Origin of the sequence: Acidovorax sp. ACV02 (assembly GCF_014851475.1) — a bacterium.
Lineage (GTDB): Bacteria > Pseudomonadota > Gammaproteobacteria > Burkholderiales > Burkholderiaceae_C > Acidovorax > Acidovorax delafieldii.
Genome location: NZ_JACUZU010000005.1, coordinates 373,455 through 395,677, shown reverse-complemented (window position 1 = coordinate 395,677; position 22,223 = coordinate 373,455). Strand labels below are relative to the sequence as shown.

Annotated in this window: 18 protein-coding genes; 11 read left to right on the top strand and 7 right to left on the bottom strand. The window is 66.5% G+C overall.

All coding sequences use genetic code 11. The features are described from left to right. Positions 1 to 140: 140 nt before the first annotated feature. Genes IB236_RS14665 through IB236_RS14650 form a run of 4 tightly spaced genes read right to left on the bottom strand, consistent with a single transcriptional unit; the run spans position 141 to position 4,328 of the window. Positions 141 to 1,340 (bottom strand): cytochrome c, encoded by a 1,200-nt coding sequence (locus IB236_RS14665; protein WP_192421329.1) that lies wholly within the window; start codon positions 1,338 to 1,340, stop codon positions 141 to 143. Positions 1,341 to 1,357: 17 nt separating this feature from the next. Next, positions 1,358 to 2,161 carry an ABC transporter ATP-binding protein gene (locus IB236_RS14660; RefSeq protein WP_121943135.1) on the bottom strand — a complete coding sequence of 268 codons (804 nt, stop codon included), beginning with the start codon at positions 2,159 to 2,161 and terminating at the stop codon, positions 1,358 to 1,360. Further along, a complete protein-coding gene (locus tag IB236_RS14655) occupies positions 2,155 to 3,270 on the bottom strand; it encodes an ABC transporter permease (protein ID WP_192421284.1) in 1,116 nt (371 codons plus the stop codon). Before IB236_RS14655 ends, IB236_RS14660 begins: the two co-directional genes overlap by 7 nt. Before the next feature lie 32 nt (positions 3,271 to 3,302). Next, positions 3,303 to 4,328, bottom strand: a complete 1,026-nt coding sequence (locus IB236_RS14650) for an ABC transporter substrate-binding protein (protein ID WP_192421283.1) — start codon at positions 4,326 to 4,328, stop codon at positions 3,303 to 3,305. Positions 4,329 to 4,532: 204 nt separating this feature from the next. Between IB236_RS14650 and IB236_RS14645 the strand changes: the two genes are divergently transcribed. Beyond that, positions 4,533 to 5,201: a cysteine dioxygenase gene (locus IB236_RS14645; protein WP_225581154.1), complete on the top strand. Its 669-nt coding sequence runs from the start codon at positions 4,533 to 4,535 to the stop codon at positions 5,199 to 5,201. A gap of 26 nt (positions 5,202 to 5,227) precedes the next feature. Next, the gene (locus IB236_RS14640; protein WP_192421281.1) at positions 5,228 to 6,841 is read left to right on the top strand and encodes a rhodanese-related sulfurtransferase; all 1,614 of its coding nucleotides are present in this window, start codon (positions 5,228 to 5,230) and stop codon (positions 6,839 to 6,841) included. A 93-nt stretch (positions 6,842 to 6,934) separates the two neighbouring features. Here the strand turns inward: IB236_RS14640 and IB236_RS14635 are convergent, their stop codons facing one another. Continuing rightward, entirely contained in the window at positions 6,935 to 7,864 is a 930-nt protein-coding gene (locus IB236_RS14635; RefSeq protein ID WP_192421280.1) for an aldose 1-epimerase, read from the bottom strand. Between the two features lie 76 nt (positions 7,865 to 7,940). Beyond that, positions 7,941 to 8,894, bottom strand: a complete 954-nt coding sequence (locus IB236_RS14630) for an SMP-30/gluconolactonase/LRE family protein (RefSeq protein WP_192421279.1) — start codon at positions 8,892 to 8,894, stop codon at positions 7,941 to 7,943. Positions 8,895 to 9,018: 124 nt separating this feature from the next. Between IB236_RS14630 and IB236_RS14625 the strand changes: the two genes are divergently transcribed. After that, complete coding sequence (locus IB236_RS14625; protein WP_192421278.1) at positions 9,019 to 9,840, top strand: SDR family NAD(P)-dependent oxidoreductase; 822 nt, start codon at positions 9,019 to 9,021, stop codon at positions 9,838 to 9,840. 892 nt (positions 9,841 to 10,732) lie between these two features. Here the strand turns inward: IB236_RS14625 and IB236_RS14620 are convergent. Beyond that, positions 10,733 to 11,695, bottom strand: a complete 963-nt coding sequence (locus IB236_RS14620; protein ID WP_056067548.1) for a LysR substrate-binding domain-containing protein — start codon at positions 11,693 to 11,695, stop codon at positions 10,733 to 10,735. A 140-nt stretch (positions 11,696 to 11,835) separates the two neighbouring features. Between IB236_RS14620 and IB236_RS14615 the strand changes: the two genes are divergently transcribed. The 8 genes from IB236_RS14615 to yjfF all read left to right on the top strand — a co-directional run bounded on the left by IB236_RS14615 (position 11,836) and on the right by yjfF (position 22,207). Then, positions 11,836 to 13,287 carry an aldehyde dehydrogenase family protein gene (locus IB236_RS14615; RefSeq protein WP_192421277.1) on the top strand — a complete coding sequence of 484 codons (1,452 nt, stop codon included), beginning with the start codon at positions 11,836 to 11,838 and terminating at the stop codon, positions 13,285 to 13,287. Positions 13,288 to 13,365: 78 nt separating this feature from the next. Beyond that, positions 13,366 to 14,331 (top strand): ABC transporter substrate-binding protein, encoded by a 966-nt coding sequence (locus tag IB236_RS14610; protein ID WP_116750363.1) that lies wholly within the window; start codon positions 13,366 to 13,368, stop codon positions 14,329 to 14,331. A gap of 187 nt (positions 14,332 to 14,518) precedes the next feature. After that, positions 14,519 to 15,589, top strand: coding sequence for a multiple monosaccharide ABC transporter substrate-binding protein (chvE, locus tag IB236_RS14605; protein ID WP_056067543.1), 1,071 nt, complete (start codon positions 14,519 to 14,521; stop codon positions 15,587 to 15,589). Between the two features lie 110 nt (positions 15,590 to 15,699). After that, complete coding sequence (gene mmsA / locus IB236_RS14600; protein ID WP_192421276.1) at positions 15,700 to 17,295, top strand: multiple monosaccharide ABC transporter ATP-binding protein; 1,596 nt, start codon at positions 15,700 to 15,702, stop codon at positions 17,293 to 17,295. Positions 17,296 to 17,354: 59 nt separating this feature from the next. Beyond that, positions 17,355 to 18,584, top strand: a complete 1,230-nt coding sequence (mmsB, locus tag IB236_RS14595) for a multiple monosaccharide ABC transporter permease (RefSeq protein WP_116750362.1) — start codon at positions 17,355 to 17,357, stop codon at positions 18,582 to 18,584. A gap of 8 nt (positions 18,585 to 18,592) precedes the next feature. Beyond that, positions 18,593 to 20,134 carry a sugar ABC transporter ATP-binding protein gene (locus IB236_RS14590; RefSeq protein ID WP_192421327.1) on the top strand — a complete coding sequence of 514 codons (1,542 nt, stop codon included), beginning with the start codon at positions 18,593 to 18,595 and terminating at the stop codon, positions 20,132 to 20,134. After that, on the top strand, positions 20,127 to 21,173 hold the full coding sequence (locus tag IB236_RS14585) for an ABC transporter permease (RefSeq protein ID WP_192421275.1): 1,047 nt from the start codon (positions 20,127 to 20,129) through the stop codon (positions 21,171 to 21,173). Before IB236_RS14590 ends, IB236_RS14585 begins: the two co-directional genes overlap by 8 nt. After that, complete coding sequence (yjfF, locus tag IB236_RS14580; protein WP_192421274.1) at positions 21,170 to 22,207, top strand: galactofuranose ABC transporter, permease protein YjfF; 1,038 nt, start codon at positions 21,170 to 21,172, stop codon at positions 22,205 to 22,207. The genes IB236_RS14585 and yjfF overlap by 4 nt, the downstream gene beginning before the upstream one ends. Positions 22,208 to 22,223: the final 16 nt, after the last annotated feature.

The window sequence follows — 22,223 nt, the reverse complement described above, 5'->3', positions numbered from 1 at the left end:
CCCCTGCGCTGCTTATTTAAGGAGAAATGGCCTCAAGCGCTAGTCGATAAAGCGCTAGCAGCTATTCTTTTGAGAGCAACCGGAACGCGACCCAGGCGTTCGCTCGCAGCGCGCTGCCAACACGCTGGTGGCAGGCACTGTCAGTGCGGGAAGCCGCCCCGCACCAGCCGCACGGGCTCTGCGTCCATGCGGCGGATCAGCGCCTGCAGGCCATCGCCCGCAGCGTTGGCAGCTACATCGGCAGAAGGCAGCTGCTGGGCCGCTGGCGCAGTGCGGCAGACCAGATCGTCCTCCGACCACGCGGCCTTGCCCGGCTGGCCCCGTGCGCGCAGCCAGCCCGCGCGGTCTGCGATGAGCTGGTGGCCGGGCAGGTCGCTGGCGGGCACCCCCAGCACCAGGGCCAATGCCAACGGCGCTGCGGTATCGGTGGTCAGGCATTCCGCATCGGCGGCAGCAGCATCGGGAGTGTGCGGCGCGCCGGGCCCGGGGTGCGCCACCACCAGCGAGACGAGGCGTGGATCATCGGCAGGCAAGGGGCTGCCGCTGCCTGGCAGCACCACGCGCAGCCGCTGCCCCACCAGGCTGCGCGCCGTGTGCTGGCGCCCCTGGCGGCACAGCACGGCCACGTCGGGCAGGCGCACCGGGCGGTCCCAGGTGCCCGATTCGCGCAGCATCTGGCCTGCGGCATGGGCTTGCAGGTAGTCCAGCACCTCCCACACCTGCGCGTCGGTGAGCTGCGTGGTGTCAAAGCCGGGCATGGTCTGCGCGCCGTTGCGACCCTGCATGCCGTGGCGCACGCGCCAGAAGAGTTCGCCGTCCAGCCGCTTCCACAGCAGCGCGCCGTTCAGGTTGGGCGGCCACATGGCCAGCCGGGCTGCGTCGGGCCCTTCGCCGTTGGCACTGGCGCCATGGCAGCGCACGCAGTGCTGCTGGTACACCGCCTGGCCACGCACGATGCCCTGCGCAGTGAAGCCCGTGGGTGACTGGTGCAGGCTGGTGGCCACGGCGGGCGTCAGCAGCAGGTGGCGATGGGGCCAGGGCGCAAACACCACCAGTGCAGCGGCCAGCCACCACAGCGGCCTGCGGCCGCGCCGCCACGCCGCTGAAGTCGCCATCGCCAGCAGCGCCGCACCCACACACAGCAGCGACAACAGCACGCGCCGCGCGTGGCCGGCGTCCACCACCAGCATCTCGGCGGCCACACGGTGCGCAAACGGCCAGGCGGGCTGGCCGTGCACATCGGGCGCCAGGCCCACCGCATGCAGCAGCGCGCGCAGGCCCTGCTGGGTGGCCTGCAGGCCTTCGAGCAGTGCGGCCAGCCACTCGGGCGGCAACGACAACCAGGCCAAGGCGGTGGCTACCAGCTGGCGTCCAGCCCCAGCAACGCCAGCGCCTCGTGGCGCAGGGCCGCCAGGCGGGGGTCGCCCCGGTGGCGCGGGTATGGCAGGTCGTTGACCAGCACCTGCTTGACGCGCGCAGGCCGGTCAGAGAACACCACCACGCGCTGCGCCATGAACAGCGCTTCTTCCACATCGTGCGTGACGAGCAGGGCAGAGAAACCCGCACGCTGCCACAGCTGCACCAGCTCGGTCTGCATGGACAGGCGCGTGAGCGAGTCGAGCTTGCCCAGCGGCTCGTCCAGCACCAGCAAGGTGGGGTCGTTGACCAGCGCACGCGCCAGCGCCACGCGCTGCGCCATGCCGCCCGAGAGCTGGTGCGGGAAGGCCTTGGCAAAGTCCTGCAGCCCGACCAGGGCCAGCGCTTCGTCCACGCGATGGCGCTGGGATTTGAGGATGCCGCGCGCCTGCAGCCCCAGGGCCACGTTGTCCCACACGGTGCGCCAGGGGAACAGCGTGGGGTCCTGAAACACCACGATGCGCGACGGGTCGGGCTGGGTGATGGGGGCGCCATTCTGCAGCAGCTCGCCGGTGGTGGCTGGCTCCAGCCCCGCCACCAGGCGCAGCAGCGTGCTCTTGCCGCAGCCGCTGGGGCCCAGCAGGGCCACGAACTCGCCGGGTGCTATGGACAAGTCCAGCTCGTCGATCACGTGCAGCGGGCCTGCAGGCAGGTCAAACCAGTGGCTGACATTGCGCACGTCAATGCGTGCGCCGTTCACACGGGCCGCCGTAGAGATTTCGGGAACCGTCGCGGAACTCACCATTTCACCACCCCCTTCTGCCACGACAGCACCCTGTCGCGCAGCACAAACAGCAGTGTGATCACGCCCGAGAACAACAGCGCCATCACGATGAGCGCCGCATACATGTTGGGATACGCCGCCCAGCCCTGCGCCCAGGTGAGATACCAGCCCAGGCCCGCCTTCACGCCCAGCATCTCGGCCACCACCAGGGTGGAGAACGCCGCGCCCAGCCCCATGAACAGGCCCACAAACACCTGCGGCAGCGCCGCAGGGATGGCCACGCGCAGCACCAGAAACCAGGGCGACGCCCCCATGGTGCGGGCCACGTCATAAAAGTTCTTGTGCACCCCGGCCACACCCGACCAGGTGAGGATGGCCACCGGGAAGGCCGTGCCCAGCGCAATCAAAAAGATCGCGGTGGACCAGCTGGACGGAAAGAAATAAAAGCTGACCGGCAGCAGCGCGGTGGTGGGCACCGGGCCCAGGATGCGCAGCACCGGGTGGATCCAGTAACTGGCCTGGCGCGACCAGCCGATCAGCACGCCCGTGACAAAACCTGCCGCTGCTCCAATCGCAATGCCCAGCGCCAACAGGCGGATGGAGGCGCCCGCGCTCTCCAGGAGGCGCGGCCAGTCGGTGGCGTACACCTCCACCAGGCTTTGGGGCGGTGCAAAGAAGGGCGGCGGCAGCGTGCCCAGCTTGGCGGTGAACACCTCCCACACCGCCAGGCCGACGGCAATGGCCACCAGCCACGGTCCAGCCGCACGCACGCGGCGCACCACGGCAGCCAGCGGACGGGCCAGCACGGTCAGCGCCAGCAGCAGTGCCGACAAGCCCCCCGCACCCCAGGCGAACTCTTCGGTAAACGCCCATTCGCTGAAACCCGCCGGCTTGTTGGGCCACAGCCCCGTGAGCAAGGCCAGCCCCGCCCAGGCCACGGCGGCGGCCAGCCCCACCCACCAGACCCCCAGCGCCGCTTTGGCCGCCTTGAAGTCAGGCACAGTGGCAGGCTGCGCACCCGCAGCATGGGGCGCACCGGATGATGGGCTGGGCGCACGCAGCGGGGGCTGCGAGGGCTTGGGGCTGATGCCCGGCGGGGCGCCCAGGATGTTGTCGGCAACAGTGCTCATGGAGAGGGTCCTTGCACGGAATGGGAGGAGGCTCAGGCCAACACGTCAGCGTGGACGTGGGCCGCGAAGCGCGCAGGGTCGGTGCCGGGCTTGAGCACGCCCACCAGCTTGAAGTCGCGGGCATAGAACTCGATCTCCTGCCGCAGCGCTGTGCCCACCGGGTGGCTGCGGTGCGTGAGCGTGCCCAGCACGGCGCGCAAGTCCTCCTGCGGCACCTTGGAATACGGGCTGAAGATGCGCGCCGTTTCGTTGGGGTTGTCGGCCACAAAGTCCGAGGCCTCGATGATGGCGCGGGTCAGCGCGGCTGCCGTGCCCTTGTCGTTGCGCACCATGGCGCCACTCACGCCCAGCACGCAGCAGGTCTTGGCCGCGTATTCGCCCGACAGGTTGGACGCCAGGTCCACCAGGCCCTTGGTGCGGCGCTGGATCAGCAGCAGGTTGGGGTCGCCATCGGCAATGGCCTGGGCCTCGCCTTTTTCCACCGCCAGGCCCAGCATGTCGCCAGGAAACTGGCGCCAGGTCACGTCCTTTTCGGGGTTCAGCCCGGCCTTGGTCAGCAGCACCGAAAAGAAGTTCTTGCCGGGGCTGTTGAGGTCCGACACCGCAATGGTCTTGCCCTTGAGTTTTTGCAGGCTGGTCACGCCCGCCGCCTCATAGCCCACCAGGCGCGAGCAGCCGCCGTGCGAGCTGCCCACCAGCTTCACGTCAAAGCCCGACTCCAGCGGCTTGATCCAGCGGTGCACCATGCCCAGGCCCGCGTCGGCCTTGGAGGTGGCGATGGTTTCCAGCAACTGGTCGGTGGAGCCCGCAAAGTTGATCAGCTCGACCTTGAGACCATGTTTTTCAAAAATGCCGCGCTCGATGGCGACCGGCGCGGCCGACAGGCAGATGGCGTTGGCGTTCCACGCCAGCTTCACTTCGCGCAGCTTGCCCGCGGCCAGCACGTGGCTGCCCACCACACTCGACGCCCCCACCACGCTGGCCGCGCCCGCTGTCTGCAACAGCTGCCGGCGCGTCCAGCGCCCTCCCACCCCACCTTGGTTTTGAAGCTTGCTCATGTTGTGCCCTTTTGGTTGTCAAATCCTGATCGGCGCTGCGATTGCCCGTGAATTCCTGTGGATGCCTGCGAGTCGGTCCGCACCGCCGTTACGATGGATTGGCATTGAACTGAAAGACGCCTCGCAACAGAACGAAGAAAAACAGGGATGCATATGCAAAACACGCAACACACGGGCAGCCCGGGCGCTGGTGCAATACCGGGCATGAGTGCATTGCCCAACCCATCGACCCCACCCACGTCCCCCTCCGCGCCGCAGGGCGCCCCCCACACCGCCCGCCTGCGCCACTTTGTGCAGCAGCTGGCCGCGCTGGTGGAGCAGCGCCTGCCCGAGCCCGACACCCTGACCCAGGGCGCCACGCTGCTGCGCACGCTGGTGGCCCATGACAACTGGCTGCCCGACGCCTATGCCCAGCCCCACCCCGAGCGCTATCAGCAGTACCTGCTGCATGCCGACGCATTGGGGCGCTTTTCGGTCGTGAGTTTTGTGTGGGGCCCGGGCCAGGCCACGCCCATTCATGACCACACCGTATGGGGCCTGATCGGCATGCTGCGCGGCGCCGAGGATTCGCAGGCCTATGCCCGCACGCCCGACGGCCGCTGGGCACCGCAGGGCGAGCCCGTGCGGCTGCAGCCGGGCCAGGTGGAGGTCGTCTCGCCCAACGACCCTGCCATAGGCGATGTGCACCGCGTGAGCAACGCGTGGGAGGGCCACACCTCCATCAGCATCCACGTGTACGGCGCCAACATTGGCGCGGTGCAGCGCAGCGTGTACCTGGAGGACGGCACGCGCAAGCCATTCATCTCGGGCTACAGCAACAGCACCCTGCCCAACCTCTGGGACCTGTCCAAAAATCCTGCACCGGCTGCCTGAAGCCGATCCGACCCAACACCAAGATCATGACCGCTCCCGCCCTGCCCCAGACTTCGTTCCACCAGGTTCGCGAGGCCCTGCTCGCCCGCCAGGAAATCGCCTTGCTCGACGTGCGCGAGGAAGACCCGTTTGCCCAAAGCCACCCGCTGTTCGCCGCCAACCTGCCCGCCGGAAAAATCGAGCTGGATGCGTGGACGCGCATTCCGCGCCGCGACACCTTCATCGTGGTGTACGACAACGGCGAAGGCCTGGCCGAGCCCGCCGCGCGCAAGCTGCAGCAGTTGGGCTACACGCAGGTGACGCTGCTGGCCGGTGGCCTGCGGGGCTGGCGCGATGCGGGCGGAGAGCTGTTCATCGACGTGAACGTGCCCAGCAAATCGTTTGGCGAGCTGGTGGAGGCCGAGCGCCACACGCCCTCGCTGGCGGCCGAAGAGGTGCAGGCGCTCATCAACGCCCAGGCCGATGTCGTGGTGCTGGATGCGCGCCGGTATGACGAGTACCACACCATGAACATCCCCACCGGCGTGAGCGTGCCCGGCGCGGAGCTGGTGCTGCGCGCGCAGGCACTGGCGCCCAACCCGGCCACGCAGATCATCGTGAACTGCGCAGGCCGCACGCGCAGCATCATCGGCACACAGTCGCTGGTGAACGCGGGCATCCCCAACCCGGTGGCGGCCTTGCGCAACGGCACCATCGGCTGGCTACTGGCCGGCCAGACGCTGGAGCGCGGCGCCACCCGCCGCTTTGACCCCGCCGTGCATGCCGACCGCGAGCGCGCGCCCCAGCAGGCGCGCAGCGTGGCCGACCGCGCGGGCGTCCAGCGCGCCACCCGCGCCGACCTGGCGCGCTTTGCGGCCGAGGCGCAGCGCACCACCTACCTGCTGGATGTGCGCACGCCCGAAGAATTTGCCGCGGGCCACCTGCCCGGCTTTCGCAACACGCCCGGCGGCCAGCTGGTGCAGGAGACCGACCACACCGCCGCCGCGCGTGGCGCGCGCATCGTGCTGGTGGATGACGACGGGGTGCGCGCGAACATGAGTGCATCGTGGCTGGCGCAGATGGGCTGGGACGTGTGGGTGCTGGACGACGCGCCCGCCGCCGACTTCAATGAGACCGGCGCCGTGGCCAACCCCGTGCCCGAGCCCGAAGGCCCCATTGCCTGGGTCACGCCCGCACAACTGGCGGCCTGGCTGAACGAAGAAAGCAAAGAGCGCCCCGGCCACACCGCCGTGCTGGACCTGACCACCAGCGCTAACTACGTGCAGCGCCACATCCCCGGCGCGTGGTTCGTGATCCGCTCGCAACTGGCACAGGCGGTGGCCAGTATTCCCAAGGCGCAGCGTTATGTGTTGACCTGTGGCAGCAGCCTGCTGGCACGCTATGCCGCGCAGGACCTGGCCCGCCTGACGGGTGGCGCCGAGGTGGTGGTGCTGGAGGGTGGCACGCTGGCCTGGATCGCCCAGGGCCTGCCGCTGGAGCATGGCGAGACGCGCCTGGCCTCGCCACGCATCGACCGCTACCGCCGCCCGTACGAAGGCACCGACAGCCCGCGCGAAGCGATGCAGGCCTACCTGGACTGGGAGTTCGGGCTGGTGGAGCAACTGGGGCGCGACGGCACCCACGGGTTCCGAGTGATCTGATTCACTATCGATTTAATAGCTGCCAGCGCATGATTCACTAGCGCTACCGGCTGATTTCGCTACAAACCTTCTTCTGGGGCGCCCCAGAGGGGCTTACAACGCCTCGTACCGCCACGACACGTTCATCGCCAGCACCTCGCCCTGCGCCAAGGTGCGCAGGCCGGGCTGGCCCGGTTGGTGGAAAGCATCGATGGGCTGGGTGATGGGCTCAAAGCAGAACGCCGGGCCCTGTGGCGGGCGGTACACCAGGCAGTAGTGGTGGGCCGCGCCGCCGTCCTTGTCAAAGTCCGGCATGTGGGCGGTAAGGCGCAGCCCGCGCTCGGGCCAGTCGATCTGCGCGGTGCCACCCCAGCCGGTGTAGGCGTTGTCGATCAGGCCGCCATTGGCGGGCGCGCCGGTGTTCAAGTCCCAGCCGGGCGGAAACTGTTGCGTGTGCTCCGTGGGCAAAGGGTCGTCGCCACACAGCCACACGCCCTGCACCGGCGCCGTGATGCGCGTGCCGGGCGTGCGCGGAAACCAGGGGTGCAGGCCCAGGCCGTAGGGCAGCGGCTGCGCGCCCAGGTGCCGCACCTGCACCGACTGGTCCAGGCCGCCCTCCACCAGGCGGAAGGTCTGCACGCATTCGTACTCGTAGGGGTTGCCGTCAAAGCGCTCGGAGCGCAGCTGCATCTGCAGCGTGTCGGGCGCGGGCTGGGTCAGCTGCCAGGGCTGCAGCCACCCGTCGCCGTGGATGGGGTACGGCTCGCCCACGCGGTTGGGACGCATGGGGTGGAACTGGCCCGCCTGCTCAAACCCGCCGCCGCTGATGCGGTTGGACCAGGGCACCATGGCAAAGGATGCAAGCTGGTACAGGTCGGGCGTGGCGCCGTCCCACGGCCGCCACAGGTCGATGCGTGCATCAGCCTCTTGCGGGTCGTCGATCTGCCAGGCCGCCACGCTGCCGCCCAGTGTGGGCACCAGGCCCAGATGCTGCCCCGCGTGGTGCAGCCAGACGATGGGGTGGGATGAAGAGGCCTCGGTCATGGGCGGTGTGCTTTCTGCGGGATGGAGAAAAGAAGAGGCGGAGCCATGGGCCTCGCTGCTGCGCGCGGGGCCGGCATCAGCCGCCAAACAGATGCGCGGGCAGGCCGGGCGTGCTGATGTCCACGGCAAACAGTGCCCCGGCCAGCGGCTCGGCCGCGAGCTGCTCGGGCGTGAGGCCGGTGCGGGCCGAGGTGATGTACAGCGTGCGCAGGTCCGCACCGCCAAAGGCGCAGTTGGTGACCTGGCTTACGGGCAGCGGGATGCGGGCCAGCTCCTCGGCCGTGTCGGCGTCGTGGCAGGTGACGCAGCTACCGCCCCAGTGCGCCACCCACAGGCGGCCCTGCGCATCGGTGGTCATGCCGTCAGGCACGCCGTCAGCCGCGGGCCAACGCTTCCACAGCGTTTTGTCGCTCACGGTGCCGGTGGCCGGGTCGCAGCGGTAGCGGTAGGTGGTGCCCTGCACCGTGTCATTGAAAAACATGGCCGTGCCTTGCGCGGTAGGGGCCCAGGTGGGGCCATTGGTCACGGCAAAACCATCGTCGTGCCTCGTGCAGTCGCCGCTGGCGGTGTAGCTGTAGAGCGCGCCCGTGGGAGCCTCGCACGCAAAGTCCATGCTGCCACCCCAGAAGCGGCCCCAGGCGTCGCACTTGCCGTCGTTGAATCGGTTGCCTGCGCGCTCTGGCTCGGGCTGGTGCAGGTAGCGCGGGGCGATGTCAGCAGCGGGGTCGAACAGTGCAAAGCCCCGGCGCAGGGTGACGATGAAGCCGGGGGCGTCGGCGCGCTCGGCAATGGCAGAAATCTCTTCGTCAAACGTCCAGCGCTGGTGGGCGCTGGTGGCCGGGTCCCAGCGGTGCAGCTCGCGCTGCAGGATGTCCACCCAGTACACAGCCTGCTCGCGCACCGACCACGTCACGCCCTCACCCAGTGCGTTGCCCAGTGCGACCACGCAGCGCACGGCGCCGGTTTTTGTGGGAGCAGAGGCGGACGCGCCGCTGGACGGTGGGATGGGGGTATCCAGCGAAGGGCGCACGTTGGTTGTCTCCGGTCGTTTTTTTGCATCGGCCTGCCGCCAGGCACTTGACGAGCGGCATCTTATCAACGCCAATTGATGCTTGAAATGAATTTTTTTGCCATTGATTGATTGCAATATTGATATGACACAGCTTTTTACCCCCTCCTCTTCGTCGACCGACGCCACCGGCGCCCCCCAGGGCCTGGCGAAATTCCCCAGCCTGCAAGGCCGCGCCGTGTTTGTGACGGGCGGCGGCAGCGGCATTGGCGCGGCCATCGTGGCGGCGTTTGCCGAGCAAGGTGCCCGCGTGGCGTTTGTGGACGTGGCGCGCAACGCGAGCGAAGCCCTGGCCCACCACATCGCCGACGCAGGCCTGCCCCGCCCCTGGTGGCGCGTATGTGATGTGCGCGATGTGAACGCCCTGCAGGCCTGCGTGGCCGAAGCGGCGGCCGAGCTGGGCAGCGACTTTGCGGTGCTGGTGAACAACGTGGCCAGCGATGACCGGCACACGCTCGAATCCGTGACGCCCGAGTACTACGACGAGCGCATGGCCATCAACGAGCGCCCCGCCTTCTTCGCCATCCAGGCCGTGGTGCCCGGCATGCGCAGGCTGGGTGCGGGCTCGGTGATCAACCTGGGCTCCACGGGCTGGCAGGGCAAGGGCACGGGCTACCCCTGCTATGCCATCGCCAAGTCGTCGGTGAACGGCCTCACGCGCGGGTTGGCCAAGACGCTGGGGCAGGACCGGATCCGCATCAACACGGTGTCGCCGGGGTGGGTGATGACGGAGCGGCAGATCAAACTGTGGCTGGACGCCGAGGGCGAGAAGGAGCTGGCGCGCAACCAGTGTTTGCCGGACAAGCTGCGGCCGCATGACATTGCGCGGATGGTGTTGTTTTTGGCGTCGGATGATGCGGCGATGTGTACGGCGCAGGAGTTCAAGGTGGATGCGGGGTGGGTTTGAGGTTTTCTGGTCTCAGTGCGTCTAAGCGCTAGTGCTTCAAGCGCTGGTAGCTATTTTTTTATAGTGATTTGTAGACGCCTGCCTGGTTCTAGGTCTTTGGGCTGATGTGGCCGGGTGCCCGTGCTCAGGGCAGAGGCCGGGAGTCGCCCGGCAGGCGAGGCACTTTTCTTTGCTTCGCCAAAGAAAAGTACCCAAAAGAAAGGCGACCCCACTGTCTGCGTCCCCGCCGCTGCGCGCCGGGGCAACCTGCGGTGCTCGGGTTTGGCGGGGTCTCGCTCAACTCGCGCCGCTGCGCGTCGCTCAGACACACGCGAGCCCTGATCCGCCAAACCCTGCGCTCCTCGGCGCATCCAGAGGGGCAAGGGGGACAGAACAGCCACACGGGCCTTTGCTTCGCTCGGCCCAATTTGCGCAGCGCGTAGCGCTTGCGCCCGCGAGATGGGGCCGAGCGAAGCAATGGCTCGAATGGATGTCCGGCTGTTCAGTTGTTTGGATGTTCGGCTGTCACACCCCTGCTGGCTGCGCCTGCGGCGGGGCGGTTGCGAGGTGAGCATGGGCGTCGGAGCGCCCATGCTTCGTGAACTGACTCGCCGTGGATGTCTGAACGAAGCTGCACTGCAGCGCAGTGAGTTCCACGGCGCACCCCGCAACCGCCCCGCCGCAGGTTTGCCCCTTCGCACAGCGAAGGGGTCGCAGACTGGGGGTCGCCTTTCTTTTGGGTACTTTTCTTTGGCGAAGCAAAGAAAAGTACCTCGCCCGCCGGGGCGACTCCCGGCCTCCGTCCTCAACAAAGGCACGCCACCCAATCAGCGCACAAGAACCAACACTACAAAATCAATAGCTACAAGCACATATCCCACTAGCGCATCCAGCCAATATCAATTCAAAACCATCAATCCCCCACCTCCAACCTCCGCCCATACTGCACCAGACTCGTCTGCTTCAACGCCTTCATCATCACCTTCGCCGCCGGCGACAACAGCCGGTCCGACCGCGTGATGATTCCGAACGCATCCATATGGCACGGCATCGCCAGCGGCAACACCGTCACGATCCCATGCGCCGCGTAATAGCGCGCCACATCCTCCGCCACCACAGCGATCATGTCGCTCTGCTGCAGCATGCGCGTGATGAACAACAGCGCCGATGTCTCCACCGTGTGCAGCGGCGGCGCCAGCCCGTCCTGCTGGAACATCAGGTCAAACCGGTGACGCAGCACGCTGCCCGCCGGCGGCACGATCCAGCTGGCCGACACCACGTCGCGCAGCGTCAACCCGGTCATGCTCGACAGCGGGTGGCCCGGGCGCGTCATGGCGCAGACCAGCTCCTCCGTCAGCGACTCATAGCGCAGGTTCTCCTTGTCGTGCTCCTCGTAGAGGCGGCCCACCACGATGTCGAGCTTGCCCTGCTCCAGCCGCTCCAGCAGCACGGGGCTGGTTTCGATGTCCAGCGAAATGCGCAGGCTGGGGTGCTCCTGCTTGACCTGCGCCACGGCGGCGGGCAGCAGACTCAGGCCGGGTGAAGTGATGGCGCCGATACCCACCTGGCCGTAGTGCCCGCGCTTGAGCGCACCGATCTCGTCGTGCGCCTGGTTCAGGTTGGCCAGGGCCATGCGCGCGTGGCGGATCATCGTTTCGCCGTACCAGGTGGGGCGCATGCCACGCGGCAGGCGGTCAAACAGCGACACCTCCAGCACATCCTCCAGGTCCTTGAGCAGCTTGGAGGCGGCCGGCTGGGTCATGCTGAGCACCTGGGCGGCGCGGTGGATGTTGCCCTCTTCGGCCAGGGCCACCAGCAGCAGCAGTTGGCGCGTTTTGAGGCGGGCGCGGATGAACCAGTGGTTGTAGGTGCTCATGGATGGCGGAGGAGGAGGACGGGAAAAGGGAGGGGTTTTCCAGAATGCAAAGAACGATATGTATTTTGTCTAAAAAACGATTGGATTGATATCGAAACCTTCCATAGACTTCGCCGCAACTGCAACAAAGGCCTCTCTCCATGAAGCTCGGCGACCTCCAGCTCAGCCCCCGGCACCTGATCAACGGCCGGTGGGAAATCGGCACCACCACCGGCATCAGCACCAACCCGTCGGACACCCGCGAGGTGGTGGCCGAATACGCCCGCGCCGACCGCAACCAGACCGAGCTGGCCGTGCGCGCGGCGGCCGACGCGCTGCCCACCTGGAGCCAGAGCACCCCCCAACGCCGCGCCGACGTGCTGGACATGATCGGCAGCGAGCTGCTGGCACGCAAGGACGAGCTGGGCGCACTGCTGGCCCGTGAAGAAGGCAAGACGCTGCCCGAAGGCATCGCCGAGGTGGCGCGCAGCGGGCAGATCTTCAAGTTTTTTGCGGGAGAGGCGCTGCGCATCCAGGGCGAGCTGCTGGCCTCTGTGCGCCAGGGCGTGCAGGTGGACGTAACCCGCGAGCCCGTGGGCGTGGTGGGCATCATCGCGCCGTGGAACTTCCCGTTCGCCATCCCGGCCTGGAAGATCGCCCCAGCCCTGGCCTACGGCAACACCGTGGTGTTCAAGCCCGCCGAGCTGGTGCCCGCCTGTGGTTGGGCGTTGGCCGAAATCATCAGCCGCAGCGGCCTGCCCGCCGGTGCCTTCAACCTAGTCATGGGCAGCGGCCGCGAGGTGGGCCAGACGCTGGTGGACCACCCGCTGGTCAACGCACTGAGCTTTACCGGATCGGTAGCCACGGGCGACCGAATCCTGCGTGCGGCCAGCCAGCGCCGTGCCAAGGTGCAGCTGGAGATGGGCGGCAAGAACCCGCTCATCGTGCTGGCCGACGCCGACCTGGACCAGGCGGTGGACTGCGCGCTGCAGGGCTCGTATTTCTCCACCGGCCAGCGCTGCACCGCATCGAGCCGTCTCATCGTCGAGGCCGAGGTGCACGACGCCTTTGTGGCGCGCCTGCGCAACCGGCTGGCCAGCCTGAAGGTGGGCCACGCGCTGGAGCGCGGCACCGAGATGGGCCCGGTGGTGGATGACAACCAGCTGGCACAAAACCTGGATTACATCGACATTGCGAAGAGCGAGGGAGCGGAGCATGTCTGGGGTGGCGAGCGCCTGGAGCGCCCCACCCCAGGCCATTACATGAGCCCCGCCCTCTTCTTGGCCCGCCCGGAGCACCGCGTGGCGCGCGAGGAAATCTTTGGCCCCGTGGCCTGTGTGCTGCGGGCCGACGACTACGACCACGCGCTGGCCTTGGCCAACGACACACCCTTTGGCCTGTGTGCGGGCATCTGTACCACGTCGCTCAAGCGCGCCATGCACTTCAAGCGCCACGCTGCCGTGGGCATGACCATGGTGAACCTGCCCACGGCGGGCGTGGACTTCCATGTGCCGTTTGGCGGCCGCAAGGAATCGAGCTACGGCGCCCGCGAGCAGGGGCGCTACGCCGCCGAGTTCTACACCACCGTCAAGACGGGCTACATGCTGGCTTGAGCCCTGCCCTTTTCGAGCGTTCCTTCTTTCCATCCCGCAACCATCGTCAACCAACCATTACAGACAGGAGACAAGATGATGAAAATGAACCGCCGCACCGTTGCTGCCGCCTTGGCTAGCGTGCCCGTGGCCGCCTTGCTGCCCGGCACTGCCTGGGCGCAAAAGCCCCTCGTGCTGGGCTTCAGCCAGGTGGGGGCCGAGAGCGAATGGCGCACCGCCAACACCGAGTCCATCAAGTCGGCCGCCAAGGAGGCGGGCATCGAGCTGAAGTTCTCGGACGCGCAGCAAAAGCAGGAGAACCAGATCAAGGCCATCCGCTCGTTCATCGCGCAGAAGGTGGACGTGATTGCGTTCTCGCCCGTGGTGGAGTCGGGCTGGGAGCCCGTGCTGCGCGAGGCCAAGGCCGCCAAGATTCCCGTGGTGCTGACCGACCGCGCAGTGAACACCAAGGACACGTCGCTGTACGTGACCTTCATGGGCTCGGACTTTGTGGAAGAAGGCCGCAAGGCCGGCCGCTGGCTGGTGGAGAAGATGAAGGACCAGAAGGGCGAGGTCAACATCGTCGAGCTGCAAGGCACCGTGGGCTCGGCCCCTGCCATCGACCGCAAGAAGGGCTTTGAAGAAGTCATCAAGGCCGACCCCAAGTTCAAGATCATCCGCAGCCAGACCGGCGACTTCACCCGTGCCAAGGGCAAGGAAGTGATGGAAGCCTTCCTGAAGGCCGAGGGCAAGAAGATCAACGTGCTGTACGCGCACAACGACGACATGGCGATTGGCGCCATCCAGGCCATCGAAGAGGCCGGCATGAAGCCCGCCAAGGACATCGTGATCATCTCCATCGATGCAGTGAAGGGCGCCTTCGAAGCCATGATCGCCGGCAAGCTCAACGTGAGCGTGGAATGCAGCCCCCTGCTGGGCCCGCAGCTGATGAGCGCTGTCAAGGACATCAAGGCAGGCAAGGCGGTACCCAAGCGCATCGTGACGGAAGAAGGCATCTTCCCGATGGAAGTGGCGGCGAAGGAAATGCCGAACAGGAAGTATTAACCCCCTGAGGCGCTGCGCGCCTTCCCCCTTTCTCTCGCATCGCTGCGCGATGCGGGAAGGGGGACGCCACCGGCCCGGCGGGGCGGCCCTTGGGCGGTGGCTCTGGCACTGGGCCGCGACAGTTTCGTAAGGCCGTGACGCATCCAAGCGGCAATCAAATCAAAACAACATCAGGAGACAGACTCAAATGAAGCGTGCAATTTTCAAGGCCGTGTTGGCCACCGTGGCACTGGCTGCCATTGGCGCCACATCCGTGGCATCGGCCCAGGACAAGGGCACCATCGGCATCTCGATGCCCACCAAGTCCTCGGCGCGCTGGATTGCCGATGGCGACAACATGGTCAAGGTGCTCAAGGACCGGGGCTACAAGACCGACCTGCAGTACGCCGAAGACGACATCCCCAACCAGCTCGCGCAGATAGAGAACATGATCACCAAGGGTGCCAAGGTGCTGGTGATCGCGTCGATTGACGGCACCACGCTGTCCAAGGCGCTGCAAAACGCGGCCGACAAGGGCGTGAAGGTCATTGCGTACGACCGTCTCATCAAGGGCTCGAAGAACGTGGACTACTACGCCACGTTCGACAACTTCCAGGTGGGTGTGCTGCAGGCCACCTCCATCGTGGACAAGCTGGGCCTCAAGCAAGGCAAGGGCCCGTTCAACATCGAACTGTTCGGCGGCTCGCCGGACGACAACAACGCCTTCTTCTTCTACGACGGCGCCATGAGCGTGCTGCAGCCCTACATCGACAGTGGCAAGCTGGTGGTGCGCAGCAAGCAGACCGGCATGAACAAGGTGGGCACGCTGCGCTGGGATGGCTCGGTGGCCCAGGCGCGCATGGACAACCTGCTGTCCGCCTACTACGGCAAGGACAAGGTGCACGCGGTGCTGTCGCCCTATGACGGCATCTCCATCGGCATCCTGTCCTCCCTCAAGGGCGTGGGCTACTGCACCGCCCAGCAGCCCTGCCCCGTGGTCAGCGGCCAGGACGCCGAGGTGCCTTCCATCAAGTCCATCCTCAAGGGCGAGCAGTCTTCCACCGTGTTCAAGGACACCCGCGAGCTGGCCAAGGTGGCAGCCAACATGGTGGACGCCGTGCTGACAGGCAAGCAGCCCGAGATCAATGACACCAAGACCTACAACAACGGCGTGAAGGTGGTGCCCTCGTACCTGCTCAAGCCCGTGTCGGTGGACGTATCCAACTGGAACACGGTGCTGGTGGGCAGTGGGTACTACAAAGAGTCCCAAATCAAGTGAGCGCGAGCGGCTTCTGCATGTAGAGCCGCCGCCTGCGAATGCTGCTGGGGCAGCGCAGGCGGCGTGCAACCGGGATGGGGCCAGAGGCCCCGCCAACAGACTGAGAGACCATGCTTCTTGAAATGCGGAACATCCGCAAAACCTTCCCCGGCGTGGTGGCGCTGAACCAGGTCAACCTGCAGGTGCAGGCCGGGGAGATCCATGCCATCGTCGGCGAAAACGGGGCGGGCAAATCCACGCTGATGAAGGTGCTGTCGGGTGTGTACCCACACGGCAGCTACAGCGGCCAGATCCTGTTCGACGGGCAGGAGCGCGAATTTGCGGGCATCCGCGACAGCGAGCACCTGGGCATCATCATCATTCACCAGGAGCTGGCGCTGGTGCCGCTGCTGTCGATTGCCGAGAACATCTTTCTTGGCAACGAAACCGCGCGGCACGGCGTCATCGACTGGATGGCCGCACACAGCCGCGCACAGGCGCTGCTGCACAAGGTGGGCCTGCGCGAGTCGCCTGACACACCGGTGGGCCAGCTGGGTGTGGGCAAGCAGCAGCTGGTGGAAATTGCCAAGGCGCTGTCGCGCAAGGTGCGCCTGCTGATCCTGGACGAGCCCACCGCCAGCCTCAACGAGAACGACAGCCAGGCCCTGCTTGACCTGCTGCTGGAGCTCAAAGCCCAGGGCATCACCTCCATCCTGATCTCGCACAAGCTCAACGAGATCTCGCGCGTGGCGGATGCCATCACCGTGCTGCGCGACGGCAGCACCGTGCAGATGTTGGACTGCCGCGAGGGCCCGGTGAGCGAAGACCGCGTGATTCAGGCCATGGTGGGCCGCGAGATGAGCGACCGCTACCCCCAGCGCCAGCCGCAAGTGGGTGACATTGTTTTTGAGGTGCGCAACTGGCGCGCCCACCACCCGCAGCGCAGCGACCGCGAGCACCTCAAGGGCATCGACCTGAATGTGCGGCGCGGCGAGATAGTGGGCATTGCGGGCCTGATGGGCGCAGGCCGCACCGAGCTGGCCATGAGCATCTTCGGCCGCTCCTGGGGCCAGCGCATCAGCGGCGAAGTGCGGCTGCACGGCCAGCCCATCGACGTGAGCACTGTGGAAAAGGCCGTGCGCCACGGCCTGGCCTATGTGACCGAAGACCGCAAGGGCAATGGCCTGGTGCTGAACGAAGACATCCAGTTCAACACCTCGCTGGCCAACCTGCCGGGCGTGTCGTTCGCCAGCGTGATCGACAGCGGCCAGGAACACCGCGTGGCACAGGATTACCGCGAGAAGCTGCGCATCCGCTGCTCGGGCGTGGACCAGAAGACGCTGAACCTCTCGGGCGGCAACCAGCAAAAAGTGGTGCTGAGCAAATGGCTGTTCACCAGCCCCGAAGTGCTCATCCTCGACGAGCCCACGCGCGGCATCGACGTGGGCGCCAAGTACGAAATCTACACCCTCATCGCCCAGCTGGCGGCCGAGGGCAAATGCGTGATCGTGATCTCCTCCGAAATGCCCGAGCTGCTGGGCATCACGGACCGCATCTATGTGATGAACGAAGGCCGCTTTGTGGCCGATATGCCAACTTCAGACGCCTCGCAAGAAAAGATCATGCGAGCCATCGTGAGTGCCCCCCCTGAGGCGCTTCGCGCCATCCCCCCCAAGGGGGACGCCGCCAGTGCGGCGGGGCGGCCCTTGCACGGCGGCCGCGCGTAGCTGCAGCGCCCCTCTTCAGCGCCTGATGAACCGCACAACGCATTGAACTGATGACCGAAATGAGCCAGACCACCCATCCCCCCGCCAGCACGCTGGCCGACGGCAGCACGACAGCAGCGGCGCGGCACGACAAGTCGCTGCTGCAACACCTGCAGCACAATCTGCGCGAATACGGCATGTTGATCACGCTGGTGGCCATCATGGGCTTCTTCCAGTACATGACCGAGGGCACGCTGATGCAGCCCTTGAACCTGACCAACCTGGTGCTGCAGAACAGCTACATCGTCATCATGGCGCTGGGCATGCTGCTGGTCATCGTGGCCGGGCACATCGACCTGTCGGTGGGCTCGGTGTGTGGCTTCATCGGCGCACTGGCGGCGGTGCTGATGGTCGAATACAACTGGCACTTTGTGCCCGCCACGCTGGTGTGCCTGCTGTGCGGCGGGCTCATCGGCGCCATTCAAGGCGGGTTTGTGGCCTTCTCGCGCATCCCCTCGTTCATCGTCACGTTGGCGGGCATGCTGGTGTTCAAGGGCCTGGCGCTGGCGCTGCTGGCGGGTCAGTCGGTGGGGCCGTTCCCCTCGGCGTTCCAGATGCTCAGCTCGGGTTTTATCCCTGACCTGTTCAGCGTGGAGGGGCTGCGCCTGACCTCGCTGCTGCTGGGTGCGGCCGTGGCTGCGGCCCTGGCCGTGGGCGGACTGCGCCAGCGCGCCAACCGCCTGCGCCATGGCGTGCAGACGGAGCCCGCTGGCCTGTTCGTCGCACGCACGGTGGTGTTTGGCGGGTTGCTGGTGTACTTCAGCTACCTGCTCGCTTCGTACAAGGGCCTGCCCAACGTGCTCATCGTGATGGCGCTGCTGATCGTGCTGTTCGACTTTGTCACCAGCCGCACCACCGTCGGCCGCCGCATCTATGCCATGGGCGGCAACGAGAAGGCGGCCAAGCTATCGGGCATCAAGACCGAGCGGCTCACGCTGTATGCCTTCATCAACATGGGCGTGTTGGCAGCCCTGGCCGGGCTGGTGTTTGCGGCGCGGCTCAACACCGCCACGCCCAAGGCGGGCCTGGGTTTTGAGCTGGACGTGATTGCTGCCTGCTTCATCGGCGGCGCATCGGCATCGGGCGGCGTGGGCAAGGTGATGGGCGCGGTCATCGGCGCCTTCGTGATGGGCGTGATGAACAACGGCATGTCCATCCTGGGCATCGGCATCGACTACCAGCAGGTCATCAAGGGCGTCGTGCTGCTGGCAGCCGTGCTGGTCGATGTCTACAACAAAAACAAGGCATGACGGTTTCCATGGACGCATCCACCGTTCACGCCCACGCTGCAGCGCCGGTGCTGCAGCTTTCGGGCATCCACAAGCAGTTTGCGGGCATCACCGTGCTGCGCGATGTGCAGCTCAACCTCTACCCTGGCGAGATCCATGCGCTGATGGGGCAAAACGGTGCGGGCAAGTCCACGCTGATCAAGGTGCTGACGGGTGTGCTGGAGGCCAGCGGCGGGCAGATGCGGCTGGGTGGAGAAGCCGTGTGGCCCGACTCGCCGCTGGCGGCGCAGCGCCTGGGCATCAGCACCGTGTACCAGGAGGTCAACCTTTGCCCCAACCTCTCGGTGGCCGAGAACATCTTTGCGGGCCGCTACCCGCGCTGCGGCATCGCGCAGGGCTTTCGCATCGACTGGGCCACGCTGCACCAGCGTGCCCGCGATCTGGTGGCGCGCATCGGCCTACAGATCGACGTGACGCGCCTGCTGTCGGACTACCCCGTGGCCGTGCAACAGCTGGTGGCGATTGCGCGCGCACTCAGCATCGAATCGCGCGTGTTGATCCTGGATGAGCCCACCTCCAGCCTGGACGACGACGAGGTGCAAAAGCTCTTCGAGGTGCTGCGGCGCCTGCGCAGCGAGGGCCTGTCCATCGTCTTTGTGACGCACTTTTTGAACCAGGTGTATGCCGTGTCCGACCGCATCACCGTGCTGCGCAATGGCAGCTGGGTGGGTGAGTGGCTGGCCAAGGACCTGGGCCCGCAGGCGTTGATTGCTGCCATGCTGGGCCGCGACCTGGCCGCTGCATCGGAGCGACCCGCACCAGCACCCGCCGTGGACAGCCGCCAAGCCAACCTGCTGCAAGCCGAGGGCCTGGGACAAGACACGCAATTGCAGCCGCTGGACCTGCAGATCCGCGCGGGCGAGGTGGTGGGCCTGGCGGGGCTGCTGGGCTCGGGCCGCACCGAGCTGGCGCGCCTGCTGTTTGGCCTGGAGCAGCCTGACCGGGGCGCGCTGCGCATCGACGGGCAGGTGGTGAAGTTTGCCAACCCCATGGATGCGATCCGCCATGGCCTCGCCCTGTGCCCCGAAGAGCGCAAGACCGACGGCATCGTGGCGGAACTGTCAGTACGCGAAAACATTGCGCTGGCGCTGCAGGCCCGCATGGGCGTGGGCAATTTTCTTTCGCGTGCCGAGCAGACGGCGCTGGCCGAACGCTATGTGAAGCTGCTGGGCATCAAGACCGAGACCGTGGACAAGGCCATCGGCCTGCTCTCGGGCGGCAACCAGCAAAAGGCCATCCTTGCGCGCTGGATGGCCATCGAGCCGCGCCTGCTGATCCTGGACGAACCCACGCGCGGCATCGACGTGGCCGCCAAGCAGGAAATCATGGACCAGATCCTGCATCTGGCCCAGGGCGGCATGGCCGTGCTGTTCATCTCTTCCGAAATGAGCGAGGTGGTGCGCGTGGCGCACCGCATCGTGGTGCTCCGCGACCGCCACAAAGTGGGTGAACTTCCAGCTGGAAGTAGCGAGGACGCCGTCTACGACCTGATTGCGGCCGAACATGCTTGAACGTTCCCCTTCCCTTCTGACAGCGCTACTGCGCCACCGTCTGGCCTGGCCCCTGATCACGCTGGCACTGCTGCTCATCGTGAACACGGTGTTCAACAGCAGCTTCCTCCACATCGAATGGCGCGACGGGCACCTGTACGGCAGCCTCATCGACATACTGAACCGCGCCGCACCGCTGGTGCTGGTGTCGCTGGGCATGACGCTGGTGATTGCCACTCGGGGTATCGACATCTCGGTGGGTGCGACGGTGGCCATTGCAGCGGCCGTGGCAGCGTGGCTGATCGGCGGCTCGGTGTCGGGCACCGAAAGCCGGTTCCCGCTGCCCGTCGCCATCCTGGGCGCCATCGGCGTGGCACTGCTGTGCGGCTTGTGGAACGGCGTGCTCGTCGCCAAGGTGGGCATGCAGCCCATCATTGCCACGCTGATCCTGATGGTGGCGGGCCGGGGCATTGCCCAGCTCATCACCGACGGGCAGATCATCACCATCTACTACACGCCCTACTTCTTCATGGGCGGTGGGTACCTGGCAGGGCTGCCGTTCTCTGTGTTCGTAGTGGCCGCAGTCTTCGTGGTGCTGTACCTCGCCATCACGCGCACGGCGCTGGGCTTGTTCATCCAGGCAGTGGGCATCAACCCCACGGCGGCGCGGGTGGCGGGTGTGCAGGCGGGGCGGCTTATCGTGGCGGCCTATGTGTTCTGCGGCGTGTGCGCGGGCATTGCGGGGCTGCTGATCAGCTCCAACGTGAAGAGCGCGGATGGCAACAACGCTGGGCAGCTGCTGGAGCTGGACGCCATCCTGGCCGCCACGCTGGGTGGCACCGCCCTCACCGGCGGCCGCTTCAGCCTGGTGGGCAGCGTGATTGGCGCACTCATCATCCAGACGCTGACCTACGCCATCTACTCCCTGGGCGTGCCGCCCGAGATCAACCTGGTGGTGAAGGCCGTGGTGGTGTTCATCGTGATGCTGCTCCAGTCGCCCGAGTTCCGGGCGCAAGTGGGCGCCCTGGCACGCCGCCCCGGCGCGGGAGCTTTGCAATGAGCGCCGTACCCAAGACCGCAGGCTTCGGCACCGTGAACCACCCTGCCCCACAGGCCACCGCCGCGCGCGCGCGGTTCAACCCCAAGTACCTGCCGCTGGCAGCCACCATCTCGCTGTTCGTGGCCATGGCCACGCTGGGTTCGGTGCTGTACACCGGGTTCTTCTCGGCCCAGGTGTTCCTCAACCTGCTGATCGACAACGCCTTCCTCATCATCGTGGCGGTGGGCATGACGTTCGTGATCCTGTCGGGCGGGATCGACCTCTCGGTGGGATCGGTGGTGGCGCTGACCACCATGGTGCTGGCCGCGCTGGTGGAACACCGGGGCTGGAACCCCATGGTCGCCATCCCGCTGGTGCTGCTGATGGGCACGGCATTTGGCGCGTTCATGGGTTTCCTCATCGAGCGCTTTCGGCTGCAGCCCTTCATCGTCACGCTGGCAGGCATGTTCCTGGCGCGGGGGCTGTGCTACCTCATCAGCATCGACTCGATCAGCATCACACACGAAGGCTATTCGGAGCTGGCGCAATGGCGACTGCCGCTGTGGGAAGGCGCATCCCTTTCGCTGGGGGCGCTCATCGCCATCGCCGTGCTGATGGTGGCCCTGTTCGTGGCGCACTGCACGCCGTTTGGCCGCAGCGTGTATGCGGTGGGCGGCAGCGAGCACTCGGCTGTGCTCATGGGCCTGCCGGTGCGCCGCACGCTCATTGGTGTCTACACGCTCTCGGGCTTTTGCTCAGCACTGGCGGGCGTGGTGTTCACGTTCTACATGCTGTCGGGCTATGGCCTGCATGCCGTGGGCATGGAGCTGGACGCGATTGCCGCCGTGGTCATTGGCGGAACACTGCTCACGGGTGGCGTGGGCTATGTGGCAGGCACGCTGTTTGGCGTGCTCATGCTCGGAATCATCCAGACCCTGATTTCCTTCGACGGCACGCTCAGCTCCTGGTGGACACGCATCGTCGTTGGTGTGCTGCTGTTCGCTTTCTGTCTGCTGCAGCGGCTGCTTTCGCGCCGCTCGGGCAAGGCCCGTTGACTCTTCATTTTTCCTC